This window comes from Spirillospora sp. NPDC048824 (assembly GCF_043198455.1).
GTDB lineage: Bacteria > Actinomycetota > Actinomycetes > Streptosporangiales > Streptosporangiaceae > Spirillospora.
On sequence record NZ_JBICUS010000002.1, the window covers coordinates 20,489 to 36,085 of the forward strand.

13 protein-coding genes and 1 pseudogene are annotated in these 15,597 nt (G+C 71.0%); 7 read left to right on the forward strand and 7 right to left on the reverse strand.

Annotation, left to right across the window (positions count from 1 at the left end):
* Positions 1-82: 82 nt before the first annotated feature.
* Positions 83-1,393 carry a tetratricopeptide repeat protein gene (locus ACGFIS_RS03640; protein ID WP_392969808.1) on the forward strand — a complete coding sequence of 437 codons (1,311 nt, stop codon included), beginning with the start codon at positions 83-85 and terminating at the stop codon, positions 1,391-1,393.
* A 145-nt stretch (positions 1,394-1,538) separates the two neighbouring features.
* Here the strand turns inward: ACGFIS_RS03640 and ACGFIS_RS03645 are convergent, their stop codons facing one another.
* The 3 genes from ACGFIS_RS03645 to ACGFIS_RS03655 all read right to left on the reverse strand — a co-directional run bounded on the left by ACGFIS_RS03645 (position 1,539) and on the right by ACGFIS_RS03655 (position 3,836).
* Positions 1,539-2,006 (reverse strand): hypothetical protein, encoded by a 468-nt coding sequence (locus ACGFIS_RS03645; RefSeq protein WP_392901027.1) that lies wholly within the window; start codon positions 2,004-2,006, stop codon positions 1,539-1,541.
* Positions 2,007-2,208: 202 nt separating this feature from the next.
* Positions 2,209-2,949, reverse strand: a complete 741-nt coding sequence (locus tag ACGFIS_RS03650) for a hypothetical protein (RefSeq protein WP_392901025.1) — start codon at positions 2,947-2,949, stop codon at positions 2,209-2,211.
* A 56-nt stretch (positions 2,950-3,005) separates the two neighbouring features.
* Positions 3,006-3,836 carry a helix-turn-helix domain-containing protein gene (locus ACGFIS_RS03655; RefSeq protein ID WP_392901023.1) on the reverse strand — a complete coding sequence of 277 codons (831 nt, stop codon included), beginning with the start codon at positions 3,834-3,836 and terminating at the stop codon, positions 3,006-3,008.
* A gap of 309 nt (positions 3,837-4,145) precedes the next feature.
* Here ACGFIS_RS03655 and ACGFIS_RS03660 point away from each other — a divergent pair, with 309 nt between their 5' ends.
* Genes ACGFIS_RS03660 through ACGFIS_RS03680 form a run of 5 tightly spaced genes read left to right on the forward strand, consistent with a single transcriptional unit; the run spans position 4,146 to position 8,061 of the window.
* A complete protein-coding gene (locus tag ACGFIS_RS03660) occupies positions 4,146-5,465 on the forward strand; it encodes an ATP-binding protein (protein WP_392901021.1) in 1,320 nt (439 codons plus the stop codon).
* Positions 5,462-5,896 carry a roadblock/LC7 domain-containing protein gene (locus ACGFIS_RS03665; protein WP_392901019.1) on the forward strand — a complete coding sequence of 145 codons (435 nt, stop codon included), beginning with the start codon at positions 5,462-5,464 and terminating at the stop codon, positions 5,894-5,896. The genes ACGFIS_RS03660 and ACGFIS_RS03665 overlap by 4 nt, the downstream gene beginning before the upstream one ends.
* Complete coding sequence (locus ACGFIS_RS03670; RefSeq protein ID WP_392901017.1) at positions 5,893-6,297, forward strand: DUF742 domain-containing protein; 405 nt, start codon at positions 5,893-5,895, stop codon at positions 6,295-6,297. Before ACGFIS_RS03665 ends, ACGFIS_RS03670 begins: the two co-directional genes overlap by 4 nt.
* Complete coding sequence (locus ACGFIS_RS03675; protein WP_392901015.1) at positions 6,275-6,871, forward strand: ATP/GTP-binding protein; 597 nt, start codon at positions 6,275-6,277, stop codon at positions 6,869-6,871. Before ACGFIS_RS03670 ends, ACGFIS_RS03675 begins: the two co-directional genes overlap by 23 nt.
* Complete coding sequence (locus tag ACGFIS_RS03680) at positions 6,868-8,061, forward strand: cytochrome P450 (protein ID WP_392901013.1); 1,194 nt, start codon at positions 6,868-6,870, stop codon at positions 8,059-8,061. Before ACGFIS_RS03675 ends, ACGFIS_RS03680 begins: the two co-directional genes overlap by 4 nt.
* 68 nt (positions 8,062-8,129) lie before the next feature.
* On the opposite strand, the gene ACGFIS_RS03685 is transcribed toward ACGFIS_RS03680, so the two are convergent.
* Positions 8,130-9,521, reverse strand: a complete 1,392-nt coding sequence (locus ACGFIS_RS03685; protein ID WP_392901011.1) for an SPFH domain-containing protein — start codon at positions 9,519-9,521, stop codon at positions 8,130-8,132.
* Positions 9,522-9,993: 472 nt separating this feature from the next.
* Between ACGFIS_RS03685 and ACGFIS_RS03690 the strand changes: the two are divergent.
* Positions 9,994-11,352: pseudogene (locus ACGFIS_RS03690) on the forward strand (cytochrome c oxidase assembly protein); the annotation flags it as partial.
* Positions 11,353-11,381: 29 nt separating this feature from the next.
* Here the strand turns inward: ACGFIS_RS03690 and ACGFIS_RS03695 are convergent.
* From ACGFIS_RS03695 to ACGFIS_RS03705, 3 genes are all read right to left on the reverse strand, one after another.
* A complete protein-coding gene (locus ACGFIS_RS03695; protein WP_392901009.1) occupies positions 11,382-12,716 on the reverse strand; it encodes an HD-GYP domain-containing protein in 1,335 nt (444 codons plus the stop codon).
* A gap of 10 nt (positions 12,717-12,726) precedes the next feature.
* Entirely contained in the window at positions 12,727-14,073 is a 1,347-nt protein-coding gene (locus ACGFIS_RS03700) for an HD-GYP domain-containing protein (RefSeq protein ID WP_392901007.1), read from the reverse strand.
* A 580-nt stretch (positions 14,074-14,653) separates the two neighbouring features.
* Positions 14,654-15,574 carry an NAD-dependent epimerase/dehydratase family protein gene (locus ACGFIS_RS03705; protein WP_392901005.1) on the reverse strand — a complete coding sequence of 307 codons (921 nt, stop codon included), beginning with the start codon at positions 15,572-15,574 and terminating at the stop codon, positions 14,654-14,656.
* Positions 15,575-15,597: the final 23 nt, after the last annotated feature.

The window sequence follows — 15,597 nt, forward strand, 5'->3', positions numbered from 1 at the left end:
GTACTGCCACGAGAACCTGGAGGTCCACAGGCTGGGGCTTGAGGCGGCACAGCGCGGATCGAACCCGCTGGCCCGGTTCTTCATGCACCACCACTTATCGGTGATCTACCGCGAGCTCGGCCGCACCCAGGAGGCACTCCTGGAGGCGGCGTCCGCACTCCAGCTCAGCGTCCAGATCGAGGACCACTACGGCGAGGCCGCCGTCCTGGACAACATGGCCCGGACCTACCTTCAGCTCAGCGACTACCGGATGGCGCTCGAACTGGGCAAGCAGGCGCTCGTGATGCGCCGCGAGATCAGCGACCGGCACGCCGAGGCGACCACCCTCGACACCCTGGCCCGCGGATACCAGGGGCTCAGCAGGTACGACAAGGCTTTCAAATGCGCCGACGATGCGCTGACCATCCGCAAAGAGATCGGGGACCTCAGGGGCGAGGCCGAGACCCTCGACAACATGGCCCGGATCTACTTCGGCTGGGGACACGTCGACCACTCACTCGACGCCGCCGAACGGGCACTGAAGATTCGCCAGGAGATCGGGGACCGGCACGGTGAAGGCGAGACGCTCGCCTTTCTCGGTGACCTGTACAGGTGGATAGGCCGCCATGCCGAAGCATGCGAGCACATCGAACAGGCCCTCGCCATCCGCCGGAAGATCGCCGACCGGCACGGTGAGGGCCGGGCGCTGGTCTACCTCGCCACGATCCGGCGGCGGCTCGGCCGATACGAAGACGCGCTGCAAGCGGGCCTGGAGGCCCTCGACGTCCTTCAGGAACTCGGTGACCGGCAAGGCGAGGCCGAGGCCCGCAACAGCTTGTGCCGTTGCTACCGGCGCATGGGCATGTTCAAGGAGGCCCGGGCGGAGGCCGAGCGCTCACTGTCCATCAGCCGTTCGATCGGCGGCCGGCACGGGGAGGCGACCGCTCTGAACGCCCTCGGCCTCATCGAGCTCAACGCCGGTCCGCTGGGACGCGCGCGGCGCGCGGCGAAGCGATCCCTGCGGCTCTGCCATCTCATCGGGGACGAACGCGGGATCACGAGCTCCCTCGACCTGCTGAGCAAGGTGTACCTGAGAATGGGGCTCGCGGAGAAGGCGCTCCGGACCGCCGAAATGGCCTTCACGCTGGAGGAGAGCGTCGGGTACCGCTACGGTCAGACGGTCACGCTGAGGGCCCTGGCCGAGATACTGATCGTTCTCGATCGTCCCGCAGAAGCGCTGACGAAGGCCCGCCTCGCGCAGGACGTGGCAATGCGGCTGCGCGACCGCCATGAAGAGGCCAAGACACTTCGGCTCCTCGCGGCCATCCACGACGATGCCGGACGAACAGCCGAGGCGCGGACTGCGACGGCCGAGGCGGCCGCCATCTCCCGGGAGCTTGAACGGTTGCTGTAGCGGCGGCCAAATCCCGCCCTCGACTTTCCGTTAACTCGACATTCAGAAGGTTTCTCTGCGGCCATGGATATATCTCCACCTACAGGTAGATTTTTCAGCAGGGCGCCAAACCCCAAAAAAAAAAAAAATAACAACACATCACACATCACCCTATGATGTCATGTTGCATCACTGAGATTAAGTTTTGGAGCGCGTCCCTGTACGGCTTATGGACATCTTGCCATTCCTGCGACTCTCGAACACCAACGGGCAGATTGGTCTCGACCAGCGCTTCCCGAACGTAACGCAATCTATAATAAACTTCGTCGGAGGCGCTGACTACCGGCTCCGGTGCGATCAGATGGACTCTATATCGAAGCGCAAGGAGCGAATTCGCATCAAAAGCGTTCCTAACGCGATCACGAGTCACTGGCGTTCCTTCGGCTTGCGCAAGCGCTCGCATGCCTGCATCAGTATCAATGAGAGCGGCAAGGAACAGTTCGTACGCATCGCGCCTTCTATCCAGGAAACGTTCACGACGTTCATGCCTCCTGCGCTGCATATCAACGAGAAGCGCCGACCCCGATCCGATCACACCGCCAGCCAGAGCCAAAAGCACAGAACCATAGTCCATTGGTTGAGCGTAAACGTAATAGCAGATTACGTAAATAGCCTATCCGATGCAAGAATCTTGCATACCTTCGTATACGCAAGAAGTGGACACGGGAGCCAACTATTCGAAAGCGTTACTTATTTATCCGTTCCAGAAAGTTGGCACACCTGCCTTCAAGGCCACGCAACGTAGAGCGAGGGCTGGGAGCGATGGGGTCGCCGGGTCAGCGTTCGTTGATGATTTTGTTGCCGAGGACCAGGTCGCCTCTTACCTGGACGTCGCCGCTGAAGATGGTGGAGCCGTCGGGGTCGGGTGAGCGCGGCGCCGGAGGCCGGGTCGACGGGGGGTTCGCGCCGGTCAGGTACATCCACGCTTCGGTGGTCGTCTCCTTGACCTGGACGGTCACCTTTTCGAAGGACCGGGGATCCACGGGGCCGTGCAGGTGGGCCACGAAGGCTTCATAGACGAACGGCGAGACGATGAAGCCCAGGTCGGCGCCTGATTCGGCGAGGGCGGCCTTGAGGACGGGGGCCTCCATGATGCGGGCCGTCTGGATGATGACCTGCCCGTTCAGGCCCTCGGCGTCGGGGGTGACCGGGCCGACGTGCAGGGCGACGCGGAGCTGGATGCGGACGGCGGCGCTGGCGCGGTGGTTGTGCCGGCGGAGCGCGGCGGCCAGTTGGCCGGCGAGGGGGTCGATGAGGAACCTGGTGGGGATGGCGGGCGAGACGATGACCAGGGCGCCGTCGCCGCGGTCCTCGCGGTAGGTCTCCGAGGGCGGGACGCCCGATGTTTCCAGCGCGGACAGCAGGACGCGGTAGGTGACCTCGCGGACGACCTGGCGGTCCTCGTCGTCGCGGGACGGGTCGCCGAAGCCGGCGATGTCGCAGAAGAGGACGGAGCAGTTCAGCCCCGACCAGGTCGCGAGGGCGCGGGGCGGTGCGGGATCCAGGGATGCGTCCACGGCACGAGTGAACGCCCGGGATGGGCGGCTGTCCATGTCATGTGCCACAGAACGGGTCAGCGGGGCGCGGCGTGCCTCCGCAGTTCGCGGGGGCTGACGCCGAAGCGGTGCCGGAAGGCGTGGCTGAGGGCGCTGGCCGAGGAGAAGCCGGTGGCGTGGGCGAGGTCGGTGATGGTGACGTGCTGGTCGAGGGGGTTGCGCAGGCGGTCCCGGACGAGGCGGAGCCGCTCCTCGCGGATCAGCTCGCGGGGGGTGGTCCCGGCCCGCTGGAGGGCGAGCTGGATCTGCCGCAGCGACCAGCCGAGGTCCTGCGCCATCGCGGCGCCGGTCAGGCCGGGGTCGGTGACGTGCTCGCGGACGTAGCGGCGCACGACCGCCTCCACCTCGGCGAGGTGGCCGGGTGCGGGCGGCCGGTCCTCGCCGGCGACGACGATGCACAGCAGTTCGGTGATCCGGTCGCATGCGGCGTCGAACTGCGGTTCGGTGAGGGTCTCGTCTCCGACGGCCCTGACCATGTCGGCGACGACGCGGCCGAGGCCGGCGGACAGGTCGAGGCGGGTGGCGAGCGGCGACGCGGGGCGCAGCCGGCCGTCCACCTCGTGCGCCGGGATCGTCATGACGAGCGCGCGGGCAGGGTGGCGCTGGATGACCCGCAGCGGCACCGCCGGTGACAGCAGGCCGCCCGTCCCCGGCCGGAGCCGCGCCTGCCCGCAGTCGCGGAGCACGAGCATCTCGCCGTGGAGCGGCAGCAGGAAGCGGTAGGCGTCGTCGGGGTCGCGGCGGGCGTCGCCCGCGGTGCGGACGTAGTCGGTCCGGTCCGACCGGTAGAGGACGAGCCGGTAGGCGGCGCTGCTCTGCCGGACCGGCCCGCCGAGGAAGTCGTCCACCGCAGGCCCTTCCGCCGGTCGGTCCGCGTGCCGTGGCCGACCGCCGGCCGGCACCTGATGATCACCGCAGGTGAGCGTAGTACGGTCACGCCGCCAAATCAGGCGAATCAAGCGGAAAGTAACCCGAATCAGACGACGCGTGATCATGCGATGCGCCCGGCGGCAAGATCTCTGCGCGCGAGCACAAGCGCCCCCGTGCACGCCCGTCCTACGGTGCCGAAGCTGCGGCGTATCCGCGTCGTCCGAAACCCGGCCATGAGGCGGTCCGCGCAGGTCCGCCTCGCCCGATTCGTGTACACCGAGGATCTGATGGAGCAATTCCTCTTGGCGACGGCGTTCGCCATCGTGGCGGGCGCGGGCATCGCCGCCGCGGTCCTGCTGGTACGCCAGCGGCAGGCGACCGCCGATCTGCGCGAGCAGAACGCCGCGCTGGCCCGTGGTCTCGACCTGCGGGAGAAGGAGCTGCGGCACCTGGCCGACGTCCGGCTGCCGGAGCTCATGGAGTCACTGGGCAACCCGGGCGTGCACGTCGCCGGCCCGCTGCACGACCTGAACCGCGAGGCGCCCGCCTACGGGCAGTCGCTGCAGACCGTGATGGACCTGTTCGCCGGGTCCGCCGCTCGCGTCCGCGAGCGGTCCGACCGGTCCGCGAAGTCGACGCTGCGGGCGATGATGCGCGCCGTGCAGAGCCTGGCCAACGAGCAGCAGCTCGCCATCTCGACCATGCAGGAACGCCACGACGACCCCGGCGTCCTGGAGGGCCTGCTCCGCATCGACCACATGAACGCCCAGCTCGGCAGGCGCACCCAGGCCACCGCCGTGCTGTGCGGGTCGTGGCCGGGGCAGCAGCGCTCGGCGTCCTCGATGACCGACGTGGTCCGCGGCGCGACGTCCCGGATCCGCGACTACCTGCGCGTCAACATCGAGGGGACGGTGAACAGCGCGGTGACGAGCCGGGCCGTGGAGCCCGTCGTGCTGACGCTGGCCGAACTGCTCGACAACGCCGCCCGGCACTCCCGCCCCGACACCTCCGTCGAGGTCAACTTCCGGTCCGCGCACAACGGCGTCGCCATCACGATCGACGACGCGGGCGTCGCGATGGACGCCGACGAGCTGCAGCGCGCGTCCGACCTGCTGTCGGGCCAGACCTCGGTGGACATCCACCGGCTCGGCGACCCGCCGCAGGTCGGGTTCGCGGTGGCCGGCGTGCTCGCCGCCCGCTACGGGTTCCGGGTGTCGGTCGACAGCCGCTCCCCCTACGGCGGCGTGCGCGCCGTGGTGTTCGTGCCCAGCACACTGCTCACCACCGTCCCGGACGCGCGGCCGCCCGAACCGGTGGCCTCGCCCCGCCCGGCCCTGGAGACCGGCGCCGAGGACGGGCCGTCCACGGCCGGCGGCCTGCCCAAGCGCAGCCGCGTCGCGGTCGCCGAACGGCCCGCCGGGACGGACGGCGAGCCGCCCGCGACGGACACCGGCGGCCCGCCGCCGGCGAGGCCCGCCAGAGACACCGCCGCGGGCCTCGGCGCCTGGCAGCGCGGGACGCGCTCCGGCCGCGCCGGCACGCCGTCCGGCGGCGACGGCACGGACATCGCCGGGCCTGCCATCGAGAGCAAGGACTTGCGGCCATGAACGAGGGGTGGGACGGCGCGATGGACGACGGGACGAACCGGCTCGGCTGGATGCTGGACGACGCGCTGCGCATGCCGGAGACGCGCTACGCGATCCTGCTGTCGGCCGACGGCCTGCTCATGGCGCACTCCGAGCGGATCAGCAGGGACGACGCGGAACGGCAGGCCGCCGGCATGTCGGGGCTCCAGTCGCTCGCCCGCAGCACCGCCGAGTTCTGCGGCGACCCGGGCACCACGTGGCGGCAGACGGTCAACGAGTTCGACGACGGGTACGTGTTCCTCGTCGCCGCCGGCCCCGGCGCGTATCTGGCGGTGTCGGCGACGCAGCACGTCGACATGGAGAGCGTGTCGTTCCGGCTGCAGGAACTGGTGCAGCGGCTGGGCAAGGAGATGACCAGCCCGCCGCGTCCCGGCGCGGGCCGTCCCGCATGACCCCGCGCAGGAACGAGCGGGCACTGGTCCGCCCGCACGTCGTCACCGGCGGCCGGGCCCACCCGACCCGCAACGTGTTCGACCTCGTCACCCTCGTGATCGCCACCGGCGACCTGCCGCTCCACTCCGGGGGGACGGCCGCCCTGGGCCCCCGGCAGCCGCTTTCGAGGACCGGGCTGTCCCCCGAGAAGCTCCGCATAGTCGAACTGTGCCGCGGCGGCGCCCTGTCGGTCGTGGAGATCGCGGGGCATCTCGGCCTGCCCGTCGGAGTCACCAAGGTCCTGCTGTCCGATCTGGTCGACACCGGGCACCTCACCACCCGGGCCGGCGCGCCGGCGGCCCAGCAGTCCCAGGTCCGGCTCCTTCAGGAGGTGCTCGATGGACTCCGCGCTCGCCTCTGAGACGCCCTACCTGCGCGACAGCGTGCGGACGGCCGTCAAGATCCTCATCGTCGGCCATTTCGCGGTCGGCAAGACCACCTATGTCGGGACGCTGTCGGAGATCCGCCCGCTGCGCACCGAGGAGCGGATGACGCAGGCCGGCGCGATGGTCGACGACCTCGCCGGCATCGAGGACAAGACGACCACCACGGTCGCCATGGACTTCGGCCGCCTCACGCTCAGCGACAACCTCGTCCTGTACCTGTTCGGGGCGCCCGGCCAGCAGCGTTTCACCCGGCTGTGGGACGACCTGGCGCGCGGCGCCCTCGGCGCGCTGGTCCTCGTCGACACCGCCCGTCTCAAGCAGTCGTTCGAGATCATGGACCTCGTGGAGCGGCAGGGCCTGCCGTACGCGGTGGCCGTCAACCACTTCGACGCGTCGCCGGCCTTCCCCGAGTCCGAGGTCCGCGAGGCCCTCGACCTCGCGGACACCACGCCGCTGATCACCTGCGACGCCCGCGACCGCAGGTCGTCCACCGAGGCGCTGATCTCGCTCGTCGACCACCTCCTCACCCTCGACACGGAGACACCGTGACCGACGACCGGACCACCCGCGAACCGGCCCGCTTCCCGATGTACGGAGCGGAGTTCGCCAAGGACCCGCGGCCCGTCTACGAGCGGATGCGCGCCCACGGCGACCTCGCGCCCGTCGAACTGGCCCCGGGCGTCCCGGCGACGCTCGTCCTCGGATACGACGCGGCGCTGGAGATCCTGCGCGACCCCGACCGGTTCCCGCGCTGCAGCGAGGTGTGGGAGGAGGAGGTCGGCCCCGAGTGCCCGGTGCTGCCGATGATGATGACCCGGCCCAACGCCCTGTTCACCAACGGCGCCGTCCACGCGCGCCTCCGGTCCGTGATCGTCGACAGCCTGGACCGGGTCGACCCGGCGTCGCTGCGCGAGCACGTCGCGAACGCCGCGAACGGCCTCATCGACGCGTTCGCCGCCGACGGCAAGGCGGACCTCATCGGCCAGTACGCCCGCACGCTGCCGCTGCTGGTGTTCAACGAGATGTTCGGCTGCCCCCGTGACATCGGCGACAAGCTCGTGCGGGGCATGAGCGCCATCTTCAACACCGTCGGCGCCGAGGAGGGCAACGCGCTCCTCGGCGAGGCCACCCTCGAACTGGTGGCGCACAAGCGGCAGAAGCCCGGCGCGGACGTGACGTCGTGGATGATGCGGCATCCCGCCGGGCTCGACGACTTCGAGATGACCCACCAGATCACGCTGCTCGTCGGCGCCGGCACCGAGCCGGAGCAGAACCTCATCGCCAACGGCATCCTGCTCCTGCTGTCGGACGACCGGTTCGGCGGCGACCTGTCCGGCGGCAGCCTGCCCGTCGAGGACGCCCTCGACGAGATCCTGTGGACCGACCCGCCGATGGTCGCCTACGGGACGACGTTCCCGCGCCACGACATCGACTTCCACGGACACCGGCTGCCCGCCCACCAGCCCGTCCTGATCGGCTACGCCGCGGCCAACACCGACCCGTCACGGTCGATGACCGACCGCAAGGGCAACCGCGCGCATCTGTCCTTCACCGGCGGCCCGCACACGTGCCCGGCCAAGAGCCACGCCCGGCTGATCGCGTCGGTCGCCATCGAGACGCTCCTGGACCGCCTGCCCGACCTGGACCTGGCCACCCCGGCAGGCGACCTGGAGTGGCGCCCCGGCCCGTTCCACCGAGCCCTGACCGCCCTCCCCGTCATCTTCCCGCCCACCCGTTGACCTGTGCGGCGCGCCGCCCTTGAGAGACGCTCCCCAAGGGCGGCACGCCGCGGGTGAACGAGGTCCGGTCAGTCTCCGGTGGCGGAGCGCAGGGCGCCCACCACGGCGGTCAGCTGGGTGATCAGGCCGGCCACGCTGGTCTGGTCGGCGCCGTTGACGGTGACGGTGCGCAGCTCGTCCGGCTTGGGCAGCTTGGCCATGATCTCCGGCAGTGTGGCGATGAGACGGGCCTGCACCGCGGCGGGCGTCCGGTCGTTCTCGATCGCGGCGCGGGCGCCCTCCCGCTCCAGGTCCAGCAGCGCCTGCTCGTGCGAGGACCGGGCGCGGGACTCGGCCAGCGCCAGCTCGCCCTCCGCGCGGAGCCGGGCGAGCTCGTGGTCGCGTTCGATGCGCAGCCGCCCCGTCTCCGCCTCCTCCTCGTGCCGCTCGCGCTCCATCCGCAGCTTGTGCCGCGTCGTCTCGGTCTCCATCTCGGCGACCTCGCGGGTGTCGTCGTGCTCGCGTTTCGTGCGGCGCAGCAGCTCGGCCGCCTCGGTGTCGAACAGCTGCGACTCGTTGCGGGCGCGCAGCTCGGCCAGCTCCCGCTCATGCTCCAGCCGCTGCGTCTCCTTGATCCGCGCGGCCGCCATCTCGCGCTGCCCGACGGCCTCCTCGGCCTCCAGCTCCGCCAGCCGGGCGATCTGCCCCTGATGCGCCCGGTACGGCTTCTGCAGGTTCTCCCAGAGCCGGGACGAGCTGACCACGGCCTCCTTGATCTGCACGGTGACGATCCGCAGCCCGAGACCCTGCTCGCCGTCGTCCTGCCCCTCGGCCACCGCGCGGAGCCGGGCCGTCAGCTCCTCGATGATGGGCTGCTTGTCGCTGAGGACGTCCTGTACCCCCATGGTGGAGACCTTGTCCTTGATCGCGGCCTCCGCCTGCTCCCGAAGCTGCAGGTTGACCAGCCGCATCGGGTCGTCGGCGTCGCTGAAGTCGAGTTTGCGGTACGCGATGCCGAAGTCCTGGATGATCCACTGGACGTAGCCCTGGACGAGCACGCCCTGCAGCTCCCGGCAGATGCAGTACGCGTTGATCAGGATCGTCTGCGTCGCGCCCGGCACCACGAGGAACGAGTCGGTGGACGGGTTGAACCGGAACGACACCCCGAGCCCGATGTGCAGCGGCTCCGCCCGTCCGCGCCGGGTGTGGACGACGAACGCGTTCGGCGGGACGAGCACGTTCCTCCACCGCCAGAACCCGCTGATCCGGACGTCCACCGGGCCGGGCGCGGCACGGTCCCGGGCCGGGCCGCCGCCGAGGGCGCGGTCGCGTTTGGCCAGCGGACCGCCCGGCTGCGGCATGGCGCCCGCGGTGGCGGGCACCGGCGCCGGGGTGCGCCTCGCCCTGAGGTCGTCCTCCAGGACCGCCTGCTGGGCGACGACCTTCTCCAGATACGTGTTGCCCTGGTCCTGGGCGCTCATCTCGCTCCTCGGCGCTTGATCGGTTTGGCGGTACCTTATTGCGCTTCGAACCTTCTGATCGGCCGTATGCGTATGTCCGGCCGTGGCGACACGTGAGCAGCAGGCTCCCCCGACCGACAGGCCGATGCTCGCCATCGGCGCCGCGGCGCTGGCGCTGGTCGTCCTCGCGCTGGTGATACGGCTTGGCGGGGCGCTCAGCGAGACCTCGGCGCCGGGCCTGTCGCAGGCCGGGGCCCTGACCAAGGTCGGCCTTTCGGTCGCCAGGCTCGGCGGGAACGTCGCCGCGGTCCTCACCGTCGGGTGGCTGCTGGTCGCGGCCGTCTTCGCCGGCCCGCCGTCGCCGGCCGGCCGCCGCTGCCTGCGCGCCGCGTCCATGACGGCGCTGGTGTGGGCACTGTGCACGCTGGTGCTCATCGTGTTCAGCGCCCTGGACCTGTTCGGCATCGGCGTCGGCGGCCTGACCGGGAACATGATGCGGACGCTCCTCATCGAGCTGCCGCAGGGACGGGCACTGCTGATCGTCCTCGCCGTCGCGGTCGCGCTGTCGGTCGCGGCTAGCCTGCCCCGCGCGGACGGCGGCTCCGGGTACCTGCTGGCGGCCGCGCTCGCCGCCCTGCTCCCGCCGCTGTACACCGGCCACGCGGCGGGCGCCTCGTACCACGCGCTCGCCGTCTACAGCCTGGCCGCCCACGTCGTGGGCGCCGCGCTCTGGATCGGCGGGCTCGTCGCCCTGCTCACGGCCGGGCCCGCGCTGCGCGACCGGCTGCCGCGGATCGCCGGGCGCTACAGCGGGCTGGCGCTGGCGTCGTTCACCGTCGTCGCCGTGAGCGGCGCCGTCAACGCCTGGGTGCGGCTCGGCGGCCTCCACCTCGGATCGCGGTACGGGACGGTGGTCGTGGCGAAGGTCGCGGCCCTCACCGTCCTCGGCGGGCTGGGCTGGTGGCACCGGCGCACCACGATCCCCGCCCTGCGGGACGGAACGGGCATGCGGCCCTTCCTGCGGCTCGGGGCCGTCGAGGTCCTCACCATGACGGCGGCCATGGCCCTCGCCACCGGGCTCTCCCGCACTCCCCCGCCCGAGAACGCCCCCGGCACCCTCGACATCGTCGCGCTGCGCCTCGGCTTCCCGCTGCCCGGTCCGGCGGGCCCCGGACCCTACCTGCTCGACTGGTGGATCGACCCGCTGTTCCTCACCCTCATCGTGACGGGGGCCGTCCTGTACGGGCTGGGCGTCATGCGCGTGCGGGACTGGCCGTGGCACCGCAGCGCCGCCTGGGCCGCCGGGCTGCTCGTCGCGTTCCTCGCCACCGGCAGCGGGATCTCCCGGTACAGCATGGTCCTGTTCAGCGCCCACGCCGTCCAGCACGTCCTCATCGGGCTGCTGGCCCCGCTGCTGCTGCTGTACGGGGCCCCGATACGGCTGGCGCTCCGGGCCGCACGGGGCGAGAACGCGCCGCTCCTGGCCGCCGCGGCCGGCTGCCGCGGGATCCGGCTGCTCGCGCATCCCGTCGTCGCGTCCGTGCTGCTCCTGTTCAGCCTCTACGCGTTCTACCCGTCGCCCCTGTTCGGCGCGACGCTCAGCAACCACGCGCTGCACTCGCTCGCGATGCTCTGCTTCCTGATCATCGGGCTGGCGTACTTCCATGGGACGGCCGGGACGCTGGTCCCGTACGCCGCCCTGCCGCTGCACGTGATCGCCGGGGTCGCCCTGATGCGGGAAGGGACCGTCCTCGGCAGCTGGTACGAGGAACTCGACCGGCCCTGGGGCGCGGCACCGCTGGACGACCAGCACCTCGGCGCGCTGCTGCTGTGGACGGCCGCCGCCGCCGTCACGGCCGCCGCCGCACCGGCCCGGGAGCTCTACGGGCGGGGACGGCGGTCCACGACCCGGCTGAGCGCCTCCACGACCGTAGGGTCGTACTCGGCGGCGGAGTCGAGCCTCAGCCGCTCCAGGACGGCGGCGCCCCTGTCCCGGTCGCGGGACTCGCCCACCAGGTCGTCGTAGGCGTTGGCGACCTTGATGATGCGGCCCGCGAGCGGCGGCGGGACGGGCCGCGTGTCGGCGGAGTCACCGCCGGCGGGTTCGCGTCCCGTCCGGTAGGGGTGCGAGGACAGCTGGACGATGTGCGCCACCCGGTCCAGGACCCCGGTCTGCTTGATCACCTCGGCGCCGAGTTCGGCGATGCGGCGCTGCTCGGCCGGGGACGCCAGCACGGTCGCGCCGCCCGGGATCGGGTCGCCGAGCGACAGCTGGCCGATGTCGTGCATGAGCGCCGCGTACTCCAGTTCGAGCAGTTCCTCCTCGGACATGCCGAGCTCGCGTCCCATCGCCACCGCGAGCCGCGACACGCGCCGCGAATGCCCCGTCTCCACGTAGCCGCCGACCTCGGTGACGCGCGACAGCGCCCGTACGGTCTGCAGGTACGTGGCACGGATCCCGGCGTACCGGCGGAACGCGAACTGCGTCACCAGGATCGGCACCGTGAAGATCAGCAGCGCGGCCTCTCCCATCGCGGTCGTCGCCACCGCGATCAGCATGGCGGTCGCGCTGGTCGCGGCGCACAGCGCCATCTTGGCCTCGATCTCGTCCCGCAGCGCGATCCCGATCCGCGCCCGGACGGCCTCCGCCCGGATCATCGCGGCGATCAGCACGTCGGTGAAGCAGGACGCGATCACGACGATGCCCATCACCGCCAGCAGCAACTGCCAGACGAGGTCGAGCGACAGCATCGGCCGGAAGCACAGCGCGACGATCGAGACCGTGAACAGCCGCCGCGCCATCGCGTCCGGCCGCGGGGACCGGCCCACCGCGATGTGCGGCAGCGACCCGATCAGCATGCCCACGGCGGTGACGGCCACGACCTGCAACGCGGAGTGCTCGGCGGCGACGACGCCGAGCGGCGCGTCCGGCGGGGCGCCCTCGGGGCCGACGCCGACCAGCAGCGCGTAGCCCATCGCGCCGGCACTGGCGATGGGGGCGACCTCCCGGTTGCCCGGCATCACCATGCGGAACAGCTCGCCCAGCGAGATCAGCACGCCGAAGATGATCGCGACGTTGGGCTGCCGCAGCCCGACGGCCGCGACCTGCGTGATCGCGACGATGACGAACAGCCCGGCGGTGGCGATCAGCAGCAGCTGCCCGGAGTCGATGGTCTGCCACGTGGCCCGTTCCCGGGTGCGGCCCTGGCTGCTCATGGACGTCCCGTCACCGCCGCGCCTCGTCGCCGGCGACCCGCAGGGGCGTGCTCGGGTCGTCGTGGTCCTGCCGTGTGGTCTCCACGACATCGTCGTCGGGCAGGACGACCGGACCGGGCGGCACCCACGGATCGCGTTCGAGCGCCCGCAGGAACGCCTCCACGATCATCGGGTCGAAGTGGTCGCCCATGCAGCGGCGCAGCTCCGTCACGGCCTCGTCCACGCTGCGGGCGGCCCGGTAGGAGCGGGTGGAGGTCATCGAGTCGAACGCGTCCGCGACGGCGATGACCCGGGCGAACTCGGGGATCTCGTCGCCGGCCAGCCCCATCGGGTAGCCGCGCCCGTTCATCTTCTCGTGGTGGTGCATGATGCCGGCGAGCGCCTCGTCCAGGAACCCGATCTCCCGGACGATCTCCAGCCCACGCATCGGGTGCAGCTGGATCGCGGCGAACTCCTCCTCGGTCATCGGCCCGTCCTTCTGCAGCACCTTGGTGGGGACGCCGAGCTTGCCGACGTCGTGCAGCATCCCGGCGTAGCGGATCGCCTCGACGCGGTCGGGCCGCATGCCGATCTCCTGGGCGATCATCACCGAGCCGCGCGAGACCCGCTCGGAGTGGCCGCGGGTGTAGAAGTCCTTGGTCTCGACGGCCTGGCAGAGCGCGGCGAGGGTGGCCGAGTGCGCCTGCTGCTGCACGTACGCCTGGTCCATCGCCCAGCGCGCGATGAACAGCGGCAGCAGGACCAGGACGGCGGCGAACGGCCCGACCCGCGGCCACAGCCCGGCGATCAGCAGGCCGACCATGCCGTAGCCGAGGCAGCCGACGGCGAGCTGGCCGCTCTCGTGCAGCAGCTCGCGCGGCGTGGCCTGCCTGCTGAGCAGCAGCACCCCGGCCATCAGCGTCAGGTTGACGAGGACGAAGGTGACGAGGGCGCCGAGGAACGGCCCGATGACGTTCTCCACCCAGCGGGCCTGCTCGGGGTGGAAGCGGTCACCGCCGAGGAGGTCGAAGACCGTCCCGGCGATGAAGCCGGTGAGCGCGAGCTGCGCGCCGTTGAAGATCCGTTTGACGGGGGCGAAGAACCGCTGGCCGGTGATCACGGCGCAGAAGCCGACCAGCGCCGCGCCGGCCGGTCCGAGGAGCACCACCGAGGCCAGGCTCGCGGCGAAGCTCATCGACACCCTGGCGCGCGGGACGTTCAAGCGTGCGGGTGCGGAGTCGCAGATCAGGAACAGCAGGGCCAGGACGGCCAGCTTGCCCCAGTCGATCTCCGCGAAGGACGACGTCGCGATGAGGCCGACCGCGAGGGCGACCACACCACAGATGTACGCCCAGGCAGCGAGAGGTAGTCCACGCATTGCCGCCCCCTCGGGGAGGGAACACCCTCGTCCGCCCGTCCGCAGAGGCGTGGCCTGTGCGGTCTGCCGGGAATGAAGATGTTCAGTGACGAAATGGCGGGCCGCCACCGGGCTGACGCGTGCCTGCCGGCACCTACACCCAGGACACGCCCTCGGGCATCATCAGCGACGATGCCGAGGCGCTCTCACGCCGGCCGTGTCCCACCGGCATCACGCGCTTGAGCATGGCTCCTTGCCTCCCCCCGCGAACCGGGCCGTCCGGCCTCGCGGCCGGCCACCGGGACCGGATCGGACCGGTCCAGGCTTCCCGGCGAGCACATACCCCGAATTCACGGGCGTGCACGTGCTCCCGTCGCTGATTCCGGCACAAGCCTAACGTGAACTGCCCAGGTCACACAGGCATGCGAGGAAACGAGAGCAAGGCGTGAAGCAATCGTCACCTTAAGTGATCAATTACCTCCGGCGAATGCACCCAACGTAATTGCACAATCCCTCTGCACGTCACAATGCACGTGCACACACCGCCTGATCTCAATAATCGCCAGGAATTGGTCACAAACGGCCAAGCCCCTGCTTTGCGTCAAGCCGGGGCGTTTTCTCGTGCCCACGCGACCGTGTCGGCGAGCCCTTCCCGCAGACCCACCTTCGGCTCCCAGCCGAGCGCCTCCCGCGTCGCCCGCGGGTCGACGGACATGGCGGGCAGATCCCCCAGCCGGGGCGGCGCGAACTCCGGGTCGTCCGGCGCGCCCGCCGCCTCCGCCACCAGCGTGTGCAGCTCCCGGTCGGCCGTCTGCACGCCGGTGCCCACATTGAGGCGGCGCCCGCCGCCGCGCTCCCCCGCCGCGCGGGCGAACGCGTCCACCACGTCCAGCACGTAGACGTAGTCGCGGGTCTGCGTCCCGTCGCCATAGACCCGGGTGGGACGGCCCGCCAGCAGCGCGTCCGTGAAGATCGAGACGACACCGGCCTCGCCCTCGGGCGTCTGCCTCGGCCCGTACACGTTCGCCAGCGTCAGCGTCGTGAAGTCGACGCCGTGCAGCGCCTTGTACATCCCCGCGTACACCTCGCCGGAGACCTTGGACGCCGCGTACGGGGACGCGGGCCGCAGCTCGGCGTCCGCCGGGACGGGCAGCGCGTCCGGAACCCCGTACACCGCGCAGCTCGACGTGAACACCACCTTGCGGCCGCCCGCCGCCCGCGCCGCCTCCAGCACGTTCGCCGTCCCGACCACGTTCGTGCGCGCGTCGCCCAGCGGGTCCGCCACGCTGGCGCGGACGCTCACCTGCGCGGCCAGGTGGCAGATCACCTCGGGCCGCCGCGCCGCGGCCTTCTCGACGAGCCCCGGATCACCGACGTCCATCTCCCACAGCTCCAGCCCGGGACGGGCGTTGGCGCCGGACGACATGTCGTCCACACCGATGACCTCATGGCCATCGGCGAGGAGCCGGTCGACCAGATGGGATCCGATGAAACCGGCCGCGCCGGTGACGAGTGCGAGCACCCGCAGCACGATACCGGCGGACG

What these genes read in the sequence shown, in the direction of transcription:
- ACGFIS_RS03640 (WP_392969808.1), top strand. Translation starts at nt 83, where the DNA reads ATGCACCACCACTTATCGGTGATCTACCGCGAGCTCGGCCGCACCCAG.
- ACGFIS_RS03665 (WP_392901019.1), top strand. Translation starts at nt 5,462, where the DNA reads ATGAACGAGGGGTGGGACGGCGCGATGGACGACGGGACGAACCGGCTC.
- ACGFIS_RS03685 (WP_392901011.1), bottom strand. Translation starts at nt 9,521, where the DNA reads ATGAGCGCCCAGGACCAGGGCAACACGTATCTGGAGAAGGTCGTCGCC.
- ACGFIS_RS03695 (WP_392901009.1), bottom strand. Translation starts at nt 12,716, where the DNA reads ATGAGCAGCCAGGGCCGCACCCGGGAACGGGCCACGTGGCAGACCATC.
- ACGFIS_RS03700 (WP_392901007.1), bottom strand. Translation starts at nt 14,073, where the DNA reads ATGCGTGGACTACCTCTCGCTGCCTGGGCGTACATCTGTGGTGTGGTC.
- ACGFIS_RS03675 (WP_392901015.1), top strand. Translation starts at nt 6,275, where the DNA reads ATGGACTCCGCGCTCGCCTCTGAGACGCCCTACCTGCGCGACAGCGTG.
- ACGFIS_RS03660 (WP_392901021.1), top strand. Translation starts at nt 4,146, where the DNA reads ATGGAGCAATTCCTCTTGGCGACGGCGTTCGCCATCGTGGCGGGCGCG.
- ACGFIS_RS03670 (WP_392901017.1), top strand. Translation starts at nt 5,893, where the DNA reads ATGACCCCGCGCAGGAACGAGCGGGCACTGGTCCGCCCGCACGTCGTC.
- ACGFIS_RS03645 (WP_392901027.1), bottom strand. Translation starts at nt 2,006, where the DNA reads ATGGACTATGGTTCTGTGCTTTTGGCTCTGGCTGGCGGTGTGATCGGA.